Raw genomic sequence first — 15947 nt, 5'->3', positions numbered from 1 at the left:
TGCCGTCTCTCTGCAGCCTAGACCTCTTCCCGCGTCTCGTGTGCTCCTGCTCACCGTATTCAGCGCACTCTACTCCGCGTCATCACTCTACTCCGCGTCATCACTCTACTCCGCGTCATCACTCTACTCCGCGTCATCACTCTACTCCGCGTCATCACTCTACTCCGCGTCATCACTCTACTCCGCGTCATCACTCTACTCCGCGTCATCACTCTACTCCGCGTCATCACTCTACTCCGCGTCATACCCTAGAAAGGGTTTCAGGCCCGTCGTCATGCGTCTCACGCGAGCATAACGAGCCGAACTAGTTTGCGGGTCTGGATACCCGCACTACTGGGTGGGAGGAGAGTTGCCGGAGTGATCGGCGAGTACCTGGAAGACGGCACCAGTGGCTCCGTTGCTGTGCTACTCGCATCCACTGCTATCGGGATCCCTCACGTTGTTCTCGTGCCGCTGGTGAAAGGAGAGCAAAAGAGAACGTACCCTAGTTTCTATTTGGGCAGCAGTCCCAAGGCTGCTTGGGAGGGTCTTGCAATGACGTGGCAAGCGATGAGTTTTCCCAGACCTTCTACTTTCGGCTTTGCCGCTTCGATGGCGGCGTGGACGGCAGCGACGTCGCCACGTATGACTACCGTAACGTACCCTCCGCCGAGTTTTTCTTTCCCGACGACTTCGACGGATGCGGATTTACAAGCGGTGTCAATGGCTTCGAAAACCGCCGTGAATCCTTGGGTCTCGATGAAACCAAGTGCCAGAGAAGATGGTGACGACATAGGGGAGGATTCGGAAGTTGAATAAGGGTGACCGGATTGTTTGACGACGGGTTGTTCGATGAGAGCGTTGTATTCATCGGGGCTTAGAATGGCCCTCAAAGCATCTGGATCGGGACTGCTAATTTGCCGGACGATCGTATTTCCGTTGGGGTCTTCCGGAAAAAAGGAAGCCGCCTTAGCCTTGCCCAGTTCTAACGCCATTTCGACTTCATCAACCGAGCCGGCGATTTTGACAACCGACCCGAGCATGTCATTCCACTCTGCCTGGATGAGTCTGATGTTCGTCCCTTTCGCCATCGCGTCGAGCGCAACGAGGGACGCGGTCCATCCTAGGCATTCGAGGATTCCGAGGCAGGGCAGGTGGCTATTGCCTGACGAATGATCGGCAAACGGCGATAAAGTGGAAATCGGTGGTTTCACGAGGCTACTTCGAAGGGGGCGATTCGGCTTCCGCTAGTTTAGCTTGGAATCGAGCGAGTGCACGTTGGAAATCTGGGTGGTTTGGTTTTAAGGACAACGCCTTTTGCTGTTGTTCCACCGCATCCTTCCACTTTCCTGCAGCGAAATAGCAATGTGCCAACGTATCCAAATACTCCGCATGCTCCGGATTTAACGAGCAAGCTCTCCGGCTCATCAGGATCGCCTCGCCGAAATCTCCTTCCGTGTTCGCGATCAACCAAGCGAGCGAATTGAGTTCATTGGCCAATTGAAGGGAAAACGTTTGAAAGTAATCGTTCCCAGCCCCATCCCTTAGAAATTGATCGTATTTCCGAATTCCATCTTTCATACGAGTGACGATAGAACGGAGGCGCTCGCGACGTTTGGCTTGCAGTTCTGGACCTGTCTCCAGCTTGTAGAGTCCGATCAACGCGTCGACATTCTCTTCCGAGGCATCGAGGGAGAGGATGTATTGGCGTGCAGCTTCGCCAACGTTGTTCTCCACGCGGGCTGCATCGCCGGAGTATTGATGGTAGCTCGTAACGATGAAAGTTAGGAGTTGGGATTGTTCGACCATCTGGCGTCGAAACATCGGCTCTTTTTCCAGTCGGAGCACGAACGGTTCGAGAGTGAGTTTCGCTTCGTTATGTTTTCCAAGCGATTGTTGAATCTCAGCCAACTTGAACAGAGCCATCAGGGAAGAGTCGAGGGTCAGGTCATCGCCTGCGGCCTGCTTCAGTTCCCGCTCAGCCCACTCGAAACGGCCTCGGTCAGCCAGAGTCTTTCCTAGGACGTAGCTATTCTCCTTCGCCGAGCGATTCCGGTAGGCGAACACCGCATCCAAGCCGGAATTCCCAGCCTGTTCCTTCTCGCCGGTAGAAACATCGATGGCGTCCCCTTTCCAATCCAGGGGGCTGCGTTCCAGTTGCTTGCCGTTCCATGCCGCGAGTGCGATTCGTTCCGCTTTCTCTTGGTCCCCTAGTTGGAGGTAGCTTTCTGCCAGGTAGTAGGTGAAGATCGGTTCGCGCGCGATGATTCGCATTGGAAGCAATTGATGTTGACGATGGACCAATTCGGGCAATTGAAGCTGCAGGGCCCACTGTGCGAAACTATTTGCTGCTGCGGACTGCTGACCAAGTTGAGCCTGTCGGTGCAGCGATTGGTTCAGCGAAGGCTCCAGGAGTTTTGCGGCGATCGTAAGGGCTTGCTCGCGGGTGTTCGGCCTTACGCTCAACTGTTGCGTGACCCATTTGATGAGTTCCACCGTAACGTCGACGCTCGTTTCCTGCGTGTTTTTTCCTATCAAGGCCCTTTCATTTTCTATCTGCCGAACCCACCAATCGACGTCGAAAACGGTTTCGCTGGTCGTTGCACTTTTTTCGCTGGCAATGGAACTGTGGAAGGTTTGGATCCAGAGACTCGAATCGCTGGTTCCTCCTTCGATATATCGCAAAATTTTCTGCGATCGACCGATGGGTGACTGGCCAACGAGCGGCTTGGATTTCAGTACGTGGATGGCCGCTTTTTTGGCGAGCGCTCCGACCGTTTCATAGCGAGCCAAGCGGCAGAGGGCTGCGAGTCCTTCGTCTCGTTCCAGGCGAGCAAGCTCGTCGATGAAAACCGATTTCTCGTAAACTTCGGCGGCCCCGAAATTGCCGAGGATCTCGCGCACTTTGGGGGAGTCGTATTCCCATGCCCAATTGAACTGATTGCTGCGGACGATAAAGCGAGCGGAGGATGCTATTTGGGGGTCGGCATCAAAACTCGCGGCATGGAGTCGGTCGAGCGCGACGACTCCGATCCGCTCCAGCTCGGCGCGTGCATTTTGGCGCTTCGAATAGCTGGGATCCGCAAGAAGGCGGATGAGGTCTTGGACTCGGGTATCGATCTGGGAGGCATCCGTTCCCCCGTCCGAGGACCGAGAGAGAGGATCCGCAGAATATAGGTGTCCGGGGAACGACACTGGCAGCACGAGACCTGCCGCGAGAGCCATCGCGAAACCTTTGAATTTCATCTCGGAATCCTATCCTTGGGGCGAGTGGGGGTTGATGAATTGGGTCACCGAAGGCGTTTGGCCAGCCATCGTCGCAGGGCACCTCTTCGAGAAGAGGCCTGTTTAGGGTAGGTAAGCCGATACAACCCTATCCGTTGACCGATTCGTTTTACCATTATTTTAGGAGCGGGATCAAGAAAATTTTGACAGATGCCCTAGAGGTTCGATAGGATAGATGGTTCATGGAATGGCGTCAGATTGCGCCTTCCTCCTCGTCTGCACACACTTGTCTACCCTTTTTGCGGGAATCCTGAGTTCCGGTGGTTGATCTTTTCCGCTTTGAGATCGAAGCGTCGGGGATCACCCCCTGTATTGACTGACGGATGCTCTGCGAGTTGGCTTAGGAGATTCGCACGATGGCGAAAAAAATTCAACATGTTTGGGGCCTGGAAATTGGCCAGAGCTCCATGAAGGCGCTCCGATGCCATCTGGAAGGGGATACGGTCGTCGCCGACACCTTCGACTTTGTCGAGTATCCAAAGATCCTCAGCCAGCCTGAGGCGGAACCCGAGGCGTTGATCTCCGATGCGTTGGAACAGTTCACCTCCCGGAACGATCTTCGAGGTGCCTTGGTCGCAGTGAGTGTGCCTGGCCAAAGCGGTCTCGCGAAATTTTTCAAGCCACCGCCGGTGGAAGTGAAAAAGATCGGGGACATTGTCAAATACGAAGCGAAGCAGCAGATTCCCTTCGATTTGAAAGATGTGATCTGGGACTTCCAACAAATGGAAGGTGCACAGATCGAGGACGGCTACGCATTGGAAAGCGAAGTCGGACTTTTCGCGATGAAGAGGGAGGCTGTGTTCCGAGCTCTGAAACCCTATCGCGATCGCAACATCGATATCGATCTGGTTCAGCTCGCCCCCATGAGCTTGTACAACATGGTGACTCACGATCGCTTCGCCGAGCGATTGGCCACCGAGACGTTCGATCCGGAATCCCCGCAAAAGTCGGTCGTGATTTTGTCGATCGGCACCGACGCTAGCGACTTGATCGTCACCAATGGGTTCCGCGTGTGGCAGCGCAACATCCCGATCGGCGGGAATCATTTCACTCGGCAGCTTACCAAAGATCTAAAGCTCACGTTTGCGAAGGCGGAGCATCTGAAGCGAAACGCATTACAAGCCGATGACCCGAAGTTGGTCTTCCAAGCCATGCGTCCCGTCTTCAATGACATGGTCACGGAAATTCAGCGATCGCTGAACTTCTACAAGACCGTCAACAAAAAGGGAGAGATCGACTCGATGCTCTTGCTGGGGAATACGTCCAAGCTCCCTGGCTTGTTGCAATTCCTGAACAAGAATCTTGGAATGGAGGTTCAAGCTCTCGATCGATTCCCGAAACTGGATGGGAATGAAGTCATCGGCGCGCAGGCCTTTAAGGAAAACGTACCAGCTTATGGGGTCGTGTATGGGCTCTGCTTGCAATTGCTCAAACGCGGACCGATGAGGACCAGTTTGTTGCCGCGCGACATCGTTCTCGAACGAGTCATTCGCAACAAGAAGCCTTGGACGGTTGGAGCTCTTTCGATTTTGCTCGGAGCGATGGTGACCTATCACGCAACCAAAGGGCAAGCGTTAAGCGTAGTCGATATTTCGAGCTGGAAGGATGCCGAGTCCAAGGTGGAGACACTCTCGAAGTCTTCGAGTTCGGAGTTCTCCAAAGACTCGTCGCTGACCAGCAAGGCCAAGCTCTACCGAGAGGTCGGAAAAGAAGTTAGCTCGGGAGCCAGCCGGCGACTGCAAACACTCGAGCTCCTCAAAGTGGTCGAAGCGTCCTTGTTCAAAAATCCGGATGAAGCAGACAAGACCCCCATCGAATTACCGTACAACAAGCGGAAAGACTTTCACGTCACGAGCGTTGAGCAAAAGTACTTTGCCGACTTGGAGAAATGGTTCACGCCGGATCTGAAGACGAAATACCTCGATGGAGTAAAAACGCGGCGCGCGTGGTTTGCACCCGAAAAAGTAGCAGAAGCCATTCCCGATCCGACCCCTTTGACCGGCCCCGGTTGGGTTATCGAAATGAAAGGTTTCCACTACTACAACGGAATCATCGGCGAGGAGAAGCAAGATCACGTTTTAAGATACATGGTCGAGTTTCTCGAGAATGGATCGATCGAGTTGCCGATTGTCGACAAGACGGGAATTTCTCCTCCAGCAGAGGGTAAACCGGCCCTTCCCGAAGGTCATGTATTGGTAAGGGATTTGGGGATTCGCCTCCCCGTCATCCGACTGGCTCAGCCCCTCAACGCAAAGCATAGAATTGAAAATCCCGAGTACTTTCGGCTGCTGCATGAGGAACGCATGAAAGCGGCTGCTGCCGCCGCAGCGGCCGGTGGCGTCGGAAGTGAAGGAATCGGGTCTGGTGTTGGCGGACCCGGTATGGGGGGCCCTGGCATGGGTGGACCCGGAATGGGTGGGCCTGGCATGGGCGGCCCCGGTATGGGTGGATCTGGCCTAGGTGGTTATGGTTCCGAAGGGGGGGGTATGACGGGTGCCAACGCCTTCAAACCCTTGAAGGACGAAAAAGGGAACGAGGTTCAGCCCTTCTTCGATGCACCCAAGTTTGAGTTTGTGCTGCAATTTGCATGGAAACCCCGTTTTGAGCCCGAAGGGGGAAGTCTCGCGGGTGGAACCATTCCCGACACCTCCGCAGAGGGGGTGGAAGGTGAAGGAAGCGTGGAAGCTTCGGTCGACGCTTCGACCACTCCCTGATTGAAATTAGCACTTGAGAATCTGAGTCAAATCAAAAGGCGACCATGCCATGGATAAACTGAAAAAACAACTTGCTCCAGTCCTCAAGCATCAGTTCTGGATTCTGTCCAGCCTGATTCTGATTTTAGCTGCCGTGGTCTTCACCATGACGGCGATGAGTATTTCGAAAGAGATATCGGCGAGAGTCAGCGCCATCGACGCGAAGTATTCGGAGGTCCAGAACGTCAGTGGAAAAATCGCGACGCACCCCAATGCAGAGTCCCATCGACGCATGGAAGAGATCCTCCAAGTGATGGAGAAGGACGTCGAGCAAGCGTGGGATATGCAGTATTCGCTGCAATTGGATCTGATGAAGTGGCCCGATGAGGCCTTCAAGAGCAAAGAGATTGCGAATATTTTCCGCAGCTTCCGACCCGTCGAGAAGTTTATCGATTTCCCGATCGAAACGCTTGAGGGAGACGCTGCCCGTGTCACCGAATCCGATCGACGCATCTATCGCGACTACATTGGCCCCACGTTTCAGAATGTGACCAAGATCATCGGGACCGAATGGAAGGCAAAGATGGACGCCATCACCCCTGCGGGGGGAGGGGGCGGTTACGGTTCGGGAGGATATGGGGCGGAAGGGTCCGGCGGTTACCCCGGAGCCGGGGGCTATGGCTCCGAGGGGTCTAGCGGACCGGGTGGTATTGGCGGCCCCGGTGGACTCGGCGGTCTAGGAGGTGAGGGAGGATACGGCGGAGAAGGGGGCTATGGATCCGCAGTAACCCGTCCGGCATCCACCGACGTTGTGCGCTGGAGCGCGACCTCCCAACAGACACTGTTGAATCAAATGGTCCCCTGGTATAGCCCCAATGCGACCCCCTCTATCCTGGATATCTATTACACCCAGGAAGATATTTGGCTGCTCACCAATATCATGGAAATCATCAAAAAGACGAACGGAGAAGCTCGGGAGAACTTCCAGGCTGTGGTCAAGGAGATCGAGTTTATTCGTTTCGGAAAGCATGCGAGCCGTGATGCAGGAACCATCATGGGGAGCAGCACAGGAATGGGAATGGGGGGGCCCGGTGGTAGCTACGGAATGGGCGGAGAATCCGGCCTCGATAGCGGCAGCGGATTTGGATCGGGTGATTCGGGATCCGGAGAAATGGGTGGATATGGAACGGAGATGGAGGCTGGTAGCGGCGAACCGGGGATGCCTGGTATGTCGACCGGTCGCGCGGCAATCGATCCCGCCGACAATCGCTACATCAGCTTCGCGACCGAGACGTTCTTTCAACCTCGGAAAGGGGTAGATGTTCGGACCTCGGTCCGAGAAAACGTCAGCCCAGACAACGCGGTCGACTCTGTCGCAAAACGAATCCCGATTCGATTGCGAGTCAAGATGGAGAGGAGCAAGGTCCATCGTTTGATCAGCGAATGCGGAAACGCCCCATTCATGTTGGAAGTTTATCAGGTTCGCCTCAACACCGCTGCAGCCCCTGAGGCGGCTGGTGGCATGGGCGGATACGGATCCGGTGGATACGGTTCAGGAGGCCCCGGCGGTAGCTTGGGCGGACTCGGAATGGGATCCGAGGGCGGCATGGGCATGGAAGGTGGTAGCGGCTACGGAAGCGAAGGAAGCGGCTCCGGCGGGTATGGTTATGGCGCAGACGGTTACGGCGGAAGCGGTTACGGCGGAAGCGGTTCCGGTGGCTACGGAAGCGGTGGTTACGGAGCAGGGCAAATGGGCAACTTGCCAGGTCTCAAACCGGAGAACACCGAAATACCTGTCGAAATCTTTGGATTGATCTACTTCTACAACCCCTGCAATATGAGTTTGTTGGGAGTGGAAAAACTGGATGCCGTCGAGGGATCCGAAACGGGTAGTCCTGAGGCCAGCGGCACGGACCCAGCAACCAATGGAGGTGCAGCAGCATCGGCTGATCCTGCAACCCAGCCCGCTGCAACCGAGCCCGCAACGCCCTCACAGGCACCTCCTGCGGGAACGGATCCTGCGAACGCGGCCCCGGCCAACCCGGGCGCCGATCCTGCGACACCCACTGCTGATCCAGCGGCAGCACCGCCGGCAAATCCCCCAGCTTCCGGCGCCCCGGCATCTGGAACCCCCGAAAACAGCACAGATCCTGCCTCGGACCCGGCTGCCCCGCCATCGGATCCCGCAGCGGCCGCGCCCGGGACGTCGGGCTCGTCGGATCCAGGGACTGGCGCAGGAGCCAGCCAGCCCGCTCAACCCAACTAGAATCTTTTGAAGCTTAGAATCGGAGTTCAATCGTGGCGAAGAAAAAGAAAAGTTCGAATGCCGGCAAGGGCTTCAATGCCAAAGAGTTTCTCCTCTTCCATGCGGAGAAAATTGTGTTTGCGTTGATCGCAGCACTGTCGCTTACTCTGGTTTTTCTTGGGTTTTCAGGGCAAAAGTTTTCCGCTTCGAAGTCTCCGGAGGATCTGAAGAAGAAGGCGGAGTCGACATTGGCCAGCGCTATTTCGCAGGATCACTGGGAACAGATCAAAGAGGCTGAGCCGGAACGAGTCACGAATGTCAGCTACGCACGAATCGCTAGCGAAACCCGGGGCGAAGTACAGGCAGGCAACTATGTAAGCCGTATTTGGAAAGAACCACCCGGAATGGCCGCTCGCCGGGGCGATCCCGAACTGAAGGCCCCGATCAAGCTTCAGGGACAATTTTTCTCGGCTCCGATCCCAGGACGACGTCCTTCAGATCCGTTCGAGAGCCTGCAAGACGCCAAAAAACCGGAAGAAAAGCAGCCTCCTCGCCGCGGTCGTGGCAATCCTGGCATGGGACAGGGTGGATATGGGGGAATGGAAGGAGGATCCGGGGGTGGATACGGAGCCGAAGGTTCCGGATCCGGTTACCCAGGATCTGGCTCCGGTTATCCAGGGTCGGGAGGGTCGGGCACCGGTACGGGCTTGGCTGGCAATATCCCCACCAAGCGGTTTTTGAGCCCCGGCTACGACAGGGGGTACAAGCTTGGCATGATCACGAATCCCCAAGCTGCGTTTCCAAAGCCTCCGACTCCGCAAGAAGCGAAAACCAACCGTTACGTCGTTCCAACCTCGAATTACAACGCGATCGTGGTCACGGCAATTGTCGAACACCAAGACTTGGAAAAGAACTATTCGAAGGAGTTCGCGGATGTTCCCGAGTATATCGAACGGCGCGATACACCCTACTACCAAGGGTTCGAAGTACAGCGAGTCGAAGTGACTTCGGATGCCACAGACATTCCTGACGATGCTTGGAAAACCGTCGATGCTGCAGGTTCCGAAGCGTTTAAGGAAAAGGCGAAGGAGTTTATCGGAACTTGCAAGGAGGTGAATAACCCGGTTTGGACTCATGCCAACATCACGATGCCGATTCCGCCGGTGCTCCTTATGGACTATCGGCCGATGTGCAGCCACCCGGATATCCCATCCGACATTCCAGAACTGATCCGTGACGACGAAGGCGCCCCTGGTCAAACTGGAAGCTTCGGGATGGGCGGTTACGGTTCGGGAGGTTACGGAGCTGGCGGTTACGGCTCCGAAATGGGTGGGTACGGAAGCGGATCCGGCTACGGCGGCGAAATGGCCGGTGGGTCGGGCTACGGAATGGGAGGTAGCGAAATGGGAAGCGGGTCCGGCTATGGATCCGAAATGGCTGGTAGCGGGTACGGTTCCGGTGGATACGGCGCGGAAGGTTCCGGCAGCGGATATGGCTCGGGCGGGTATGGGGCAGAAGGCTCCGGTTCGGGTTATGGTGGAGAAGGCGGGCTGGGAGGCTCGTATGGCGGTATGGGAGGCACAGCCGGGCTCGGTATGCAGCTACCTACTAAATTGCCAAGCACGAAGTACAAACTAGTTCGATTCTTCGACCCGACCGCAGAAGCGGGCAAGTCGTATCGTTATCGTGTTCGGTTGATGATGTATGACCCAAATTTCCCTGAATTCGAAATTCACGCTCCCAAGACGATGAATTTGAAACCGGACGCCATGTCCCGAGTTCAAGATCTAAAGATGAAAGTAGTTCCCGACAAGACGAAGGGGAACAAGCGAAAGAGCGAACGACTGTCGCCTTGGTCGGCTCCCTCCGATCCAATTCTGGCAGCTGCCCCCACCCCAGTCTTTGCCGGCGAGGTTGAAAAGCCTTCGTTGATCCGGCTGGAGTCGGGTGAGCAAGTAGAAAGTCGGCCGACTAAAACGGAGTTGGTCACACTCAACAATGTAGGGACCATCAATTTCGCGATCAAGGATTCGCAACCCGTAACACGCGGTCACATTATCGCGGGGACCCACAAGCCAAATAAAGAAGGCTACGAGTTTGTGCACCCGACGCTAAAGGTCCTGAAAATTCCTAAGAAGATTCGAGAGGAGGTCGGCCCCAAGGTCAACATCGTGCTGCCGAACGTGTTAGTAACGGTTCTCGATGTCGGAGGAGGGACTCCGCTGCGTGCATCCACATCGAAGGACGAGTTGCTCGCAGGTGGTGAAGTGGTCTGCTTTGACGCCAAAACAGGTCAGATTGTCGTCGGGCGTGAATTCGAGGATTACACCGATTACAACGGCGCTGTAAAACCGGACGAGCCCGCCATTGGGCCATTGGGAGCCGGAATGGGCGGCGCAGCTGGAACCGGGTCGGGTTACGGTGCCGAAGGAAGTGGTCCCGGCGGGTCTGGTCCTGGAGGTCCCGGAATGGGCGGGCCCGGCATGGGTGGCCCAGGAATGGGCGGAGGCGCCGGATATTGATCCGAGTGAGAGAATTCGTGCTGTCTGAATCGCAGCAACGATCCATGAGAAAAGGCCAACCCCGGGTTGGCCTTTTTTGTTTCGGTTCTCGCATTCTGCAAGTTAAAATACTAGTACGCCTTGAGCAACTTCATTGAAAAAGTTCCCATGAAATCGAGCATATCTCACTTCCTATCTGCACTGGCCATCCTGGTTGTTTCCGCCGGCGTGGGAACAGGTCAATGGAGCGATCAAGCGCTGAGCAACAGCCAGCTTACCCTGCATTGGGAGGGCAACATCGGTGGCTCGGCCTTAGCAAACGGCGAGAAGTCCTTCGTTATCTGGCCCCATTCCACTAAGAAGAGAGAGATCGTTCGTTTGGTGGACAATGGACGCGTTCTCGCATCCTTTCGCGGAGACGAAATCAACGACGAGGCGTTGGAAACGTCAATACTAGAAGGGAAGAGATCGGAGAAAGTTCCTCGACTGGGAATGGAAGGTGCTAGGGTCAAAGCCGATCAATTAGCCAAGATCTACCAACGCATCGGACGTAACGTCGAGTTGCAGTCAGAGAATCCTCAACAGATTTATGCCGTCTCCATCAGCTCCACCGGGGTCGTCTGCGCCATGGACGCGGAGAACGGGTCCGTTTTGTGGAGGAATCAATTGCCCCACTTCCGTCGGACGATGCTCGGACCGGGAGTGTCGGACGAGTATGTCGTCGCGGTAAATGGTGGAGAGTATTTTGTCTACGACCTTCTCACTGGGAATACGATTGCTAAACGAAAGCTGAGCCAGATAGCAACCGGGGCACCTCTCCCAATCAAAGGAAAAGTTGCCATCCCATCGGTGGGAGGAAGGCTCGTTTTGTACGACATCCTCTCGTCCGACGCAGCTCCTGTAGTCTTGCGCATCGGCAGCGAAAATCGGCTTGGGCTAGCGGTGACTCCCGATCGAGAATTTCTCGCTTGGCCAATGCAAAACAAACTGGTGATCTCCAAATTGCAGGATCCCCCTATCCTGTGGACATCGGCCATTGCGACATCTGAGATTCCAGCATCTCCTGTCATCACACCGAATGGTTATCTTTTCATCACCCAGGAAGGTGTCGTGACACGATGCACGACCGACAGGATCCACCCGATTGCTTGGAAAGTGAAATTGGGCACGACCAGCAATCAATCTCCTGTACTGGGTAAAGACCTAGTAACGATTGTTTCCGAGGATGGGTTGCTATTTGCGTTAAATCTGGAGACGGGAGATTCCATTTGGTCGGTACCATTGCAAGGAATCCAAACTGTCTTGAATGTCAGCACCCATCATGTTTTCGCGATCGACACTGCGAGAAATTTAGTGACCATCGACATTGCGAAGCAGCAAATTGTGTCGAAGATCTTCGTCGGGATGGCCACACCGGTACCTAACTCCACTACCGATAGGCTCTACCTCGTTGACGCGAAAGGGAAAGTGAGCTGTTTGCGCGAACCGCAGGCTGAGCAGCCAACACTCTTGGTCCCAGCGGCTCCTAAAAAGGAGGCTGCCGGGGAGCCTCAACCGACCGAACCTGTCGAGAGTGTATCACCGGGAGATGCGAGCAGCACATTTGGGACAGAACCCGCACCTGTCACTCCGGCTGGAGACGATCCATTCGGCAATCCCTGATTTGCTTCGGTCTTGGATGGGGTGGCGAGGATCAGCGAACGGGAACCAATCGAAGTTCCATCGATTGCAGCAGCCTCTGGTGAGGTGAGCCAGGGACAGCGATTATGAGTTCTTGAGCGCTCTCGAGGCGAGTGACTTTTCCTAATTGGCGATCGAACCAAATCGTTCCAGCAAAATCTTGCTTGGTGATCTTGGCTTGTGCGGAAGCGCTTGCGAATCGAGCTCCGGTGGACGATTTGAATTTATCGAGCGTCGTGGCGCCGATCACTTCGGTGCCAACGTATTGGTAGGTGGAATCGACGAGCACTTCATCGTCGCCCAGATTCCATTTGGATTGAATGTTCCATGGCCTTCCAATCTCGATTTCGTTTTTCGGAAACTGGATACCAACACCAGGCGTGCTGAATGAAGAATGATTTGTACCGAGCAGATTGGAATAGGAAACCGGATGCGCTTCGGTCGCACCAGCCGATTCGCCCGAAGGCGGAATCTCGATCGCTTCTCCCGTCGGTCGAATCTGCGTTCGAACCTGCCTTCCTAATTGGGCTCGGGTTGGATTCCAATAGGGATTGTTGGTCCCGTTTGGCGATGCTTTGGAATCGAAGCTTTGTTCACCGCGAACGGATCGTACCGTTAGTTTGGCATGAACCAGCTCTTGAGAGACCGTTGCGGTTCCGTCCTGGGAGACTTGTTCGACCGAGGCTTGCCACGTCAGCGTTTGCTGCAAGCTGATCTTCTCGGACTCATCATCGCCTATTTGCATTTCTGTCGATTGCTCCGACTCCATGGCCCAACGTTCGCCCGCGACGAACTTCCACCGAATCTCTTCGCCAGACGCGAAAGGCATCGAGAGAAGAGAGAACAACAGGGCGAAGGAAATGGCGATCTTCATGAATTGCGCAGAGCCTTTCGAGGGCGGGTAGTGGGGGAACAGGCGGGCCGCGGGATCGTAGCCAATAGAGTGATGCGATTGCAACCCTGGCAGAGGCTTCACCGGGCATGGAGTCAGCTGTTGTAAAAAAAAGGGCCAGCGGAAACCGCTGGCCCTTTTGTAATGCAGATAAATCCTCCGACCGTTTGCGGCACGACACGGAGCCGCTGCGAGACTGGCGAAGATCAAGCGTGCTACTGCACTCGCCTGTTGCGATCTAGGCCAACGCAAAATGATGGTCCCTCAGCCGGAAAAACGACCGGAGGCTTAAAGTGCTACTCATTTCCAAGTAGCACGGATGAACTATAGATAACCGCAAAGGCTAGGGAAAGGGAGAATCAGAATAGGCCCCGACGATTATGCGTTTTCTGCGCGATAAAGCATGCGGCCACAGCTAGGGCAAATCGTCGGCCTACCCATGCGAAGCTTGTCAAGAATTCCTGGCGTGAGATTGGTATTGCAGCCGCCACAGGATTGACCATCGAGTTCGGAGAGAGCATCGGGACCGCGGGCCGAGACAAGCCTTTGGTAATCCTTCGCGAAATCCTGCGGTAGGCTAGATACGATCGCCGCCAAATCCTGGTTGGCTTTTTGCAGATCCTGGCGCAAATCCACGAGTCGTTTCTCAACGTTCGCCATGACCTTCGCTTTTTCCGCCTCGGCCAGTTTGACTCGCTCCTCTAACTCGATCGTGGAGGATTGGAGAGCATCGACCTCCTCGAGCGCTTCGAAGATCTCATCGGAAAGAACGCTTGTCGCTTGTTTGTCGGCCGCGATTTGGTCCTTGAGCATCTGGTACTCGCGGTTGTTTTTCGAAGCGTTCATTTTGGATTCGAGATCTTGGATTTTGTTCTCGCGTTCCCTTTGTTGAAGCTGCTTTCGATCTGCGTCCATGCGGCGTTCGCGGATGGTGTTCTTGCACTTTTGAAGCGCTTCGACCGACGCATCGAGTTGCAATTGTGCGGACTGGACCATGCGAGGACCGCGAGCGATCTGACTTTCAAGTTCCGCAATATGGTTCAAGCGATGGTGAAGATTTCGCACCACGGAATCGGAAACGCTCATGCTACCCCCCTCAAGTCATACCCAATCAAAAACGGGAAGCCATTAAACCAGAAAACCTTGCAGAGACAATGAGATCTGACTTGTTTCGAGCGAGATTATGGAGCCAAGTATCGGGTGTTGATCGATTGAAAGGGTATTCGCCCACACCACGTTGAAAACCGGTGAAGGCCACGATGCGGTGAGATTCTCAACAAGACCTGTCCTCAAACGGAATCCGAAAGACTATCATAGACGAGTGAGTGTCGAAGACCATGGTGAAACACCGTGGGAATTGGTCGTGACCGTCACAGGCCAGCGTAGGGGCTCTCCCCTCCCAAACGCTTCAGAACTCGTTCTCGTCAAGGTTCAACAAATCAATGGATGCAAGCAAGGTATTTGACCTGGTTGGTCAGGCTTCGTACGTCGCGCTAGCTGCAGTGGCTTTGTGGGGTGCCTACTACGTTGTATTGGTTCTCTCCCGCGTGAATCGGAAACGGTTCAAAACCGAGGCGGCTCAGGACGCTTTTCTTGAATCGATCGAGGGCGATCTGCGCCGCGGCGATTTCGACGCCGTTCTTCAAGCCTGCGAAGGGGATCAGCGTGCTCTTCCTATGATGGTGGCATACGCTGTCAAGAACCGCATTTTCGGGTTCAACAAAACGAGACAGTTGACGTTGGATCGTTTTCAACGGGATGTGATCGCGGACTTGGATTACAACATCGCGTGGATTGTAACGGTGATCAAGACAGCGCCGATGTTGGGATTGTTCGGTACAGTCGTTGGGATGATGGGTGCGTTCGGAAAGCTGTCGACGGCCGCCAACGTGAGCCCGTCGGATTTGGCGCAGGACATTCGTACCGCATTGGAAACAACCGCCATCGGTTTGACGATCGCGATTCCTTTGGTGATGTGCATGGCAACGATCACAAACCGCATTCGCCACATGCAGGATCTCGTCGGATCGGGTTTGGCTCGATTCCTCGAGGCATTTAAGGTTGGAGTGGAGAAAGAACATCGCTCCGGTCGCCAGAGCGCTTAGCGAATGCAGAAGAGTACTTCCGTATCTCGTTTGCATTCGAGTTGATTTCGTTCCTTGGTGACTCCAGGAGAATCCATGTCCAGCAGCGTCGAATTTACATTCGAACAGGAATCTGCACCTGAGGATGTACAGATGCCACCTCGTCCTCCCATGGACGACGAGATGGATATCACCCCGATGATCGATTTGACATTCTTGCTTCTGATCTTCTTCATCCTCACCTCGAAGATGACCGGCGAGAAGACCTACGACATTCCGCCTGCGAAACACGGCACAACGGTGCCTAGCAAAGCCTGCGTTTCGGTCATCGTTACGCGGGGGACCGGCGAGGCCCCAATCGTAGCCCGCGGGGACGGAACCCTTTTCTCGGATGATCCAGAACAGCAAGCGGCGGAGATTAGCGAATACGTACAGATCGAGTTGGAATCGGGGCGAAAGACCGAGGTACTCATCCGCGCAGAAGGAAACGTTACCTCGGGTCAATTGAACAAAGTGAAGCAAGCAATTGGCGAGGTGATTGGCGAAGATAAATTGATCAACATTGCCGTTTCGGAGGCGCTTTAATCG

Annotated in this window: 10 protein-coding genes; 6 read left to right on the top strand and 4 right to left on the bottom strand. The window is 55.0% G+C overall.

Annotated elements, in window-relative coordinates; genetic code table 11:
* Positions 1 to 491: 491 nt before the first annotated feature.
* Positions 492 to 1193 (bottom strand): BMC domain-containing protein, encoded by a 702-nt coding sequence (locus VN12_RS26725; RefSeq protein WP_146679501.1) that lies wholly within the window; start codon positions 1191 to 1193, stop codon positions 492 to 494.
* Positions 1194 to 1197: 4 nt separating this feature from the next.
* A complete protein-coding gene (locus VN12_RS24365) occupies positions 1198 to 3225 on the bottom strand; it encodes a tetratricopeptide repeat protein (protein WP_146679500.1) in 2028 nt (675 codons plus the stop codon).
* Positions 3226 to 3620: 395 nt separating this feature from the next.
* Between VN12_RS24365 and pilM the strand changes: the two genes are divergently transcribed.
* From pilM to VN12_RS24345, 4 genes are all read left to right on the top strand, one after another.
* A complete protein-coding gene (pilM, locus tag VN12_RS24360; protein ID WP_146679499.1) occupies positions 3621 to 5978 on the top strand; it encodes a type IV pilus assembly protein PilM in 2358 nt (785 codons plus the stop codon).
* Positions 5979 to 6027: 49 nt separating this feature from the next.
* A complete protein-coding gene (locus VN12_RS24355) occupies positions 6028 to 8223 on the top strand; it encodes a hypothetical protein (RefSeq protein ID WP_146679498.1) in 2196 nt (731 codons plus the stop codon).
* A 32-nt stretch (positions 8224 to 8255) separates the two neighbouring features.
* Positions 8256 to 10724, top strand: coding sequence for a hypothetical protein (locus VN12_RS24350; protein WP_146679497.1), 2469 nt, complete (start codon positions 8256 to 8258; stop codon positions 10722 to 10724).
* Between the two features lie 147 nt (positions 10725 to 10871).
* The gene (locus VN12_RS24345) at positions 10872 to 12365 is read left to right on the top strand and encodes a PQQ-binding-like beta-propeller repeat protein (protein ID WP_146679496.1); all 1494 of its coding nucleotides are present in this window, start codon (positions 10872 to 10874) and stop codon (positions 12363 to 12365) included.
* A gap of 31 nt (positions 12366 to 12396) precedes the next feature.
* Here VN12_RS24345 and VN12_RS24340 read toward each other — a convergent pair whose 3' ends face one another.
* Both VN12_RS24340 and VN12_RS24335 read right to left on the bottom strand, forming a co-directional pair.
* Entirely contained in the window at positions 12397 to 13257 is an 861-nt protein-coding gene (locus tag VN12_RS24340; protein ID WP_146679495.1) for a hypothetical protein, read from the bottom strand.
* Between the two features lie 396 nt (positions 13258 to 13653).
* Entirely contained in the window at positions 13654 to 14361 is a 708-nt protein-coding gene (locus tag VN12_RS24335) for a zinc ribbon domain-containing protein (RefSeq protein WP_146679494.1), read from the bottom strand.
* A gap of 356 nt (positions 14362 to 14717) precedes the next feature.
* Between VN12_RS24335 and VN12_RS24330 the strand changes: the two genes are divergently transcribed.
* Together VN12_RS24330 and VN12_RS24325 are read left to right on the top strand one after the other, a co-directional pair.
* Positions 14718 to 15380 carry a MotA/TolQ/ExbB proton channel family protein gene (locus VN12_RS24330; RefSeq protein WP_146679493.1) on the top strand — a complete coding sequence of 221 codons (663 nt, stop codon included), beginning with the start codon at positions 14718 to 14720 and terminating at the stop codon, positions 15378 to 15380.
* A gap of 75 nt (positions 15381 to 15455) precedes the next feature.
* On the top strand, positions 15456 to 15944 hold the full coding sequence (locus tag VN12_RS24325) for an ExbD/TolR family protein (protein ID WP_146679492.1): 489 nt from the start codon (positions 15456 to 15458) through the stop codon (positions 15942 to 15944).
* Positions 15945 to 15947 lie beyond the last annotated feature (3 nt).

The sequence above is a fragment of the Pirellula sp. SH-Sr6A genome (assembly GCF_001610875.1).
In the GTDB taxonomy this organism is placed as follows: Bacteria; Planctomycetota; Planctomycetia; order Pirellulales; family Pirellulaceae; genus JBKCUI01.
The sequence above is the reverse complement of the archived record's forward strand: the minus strand, read 5'-3'. Positions and strand labels throughout refer to the sequence as shown.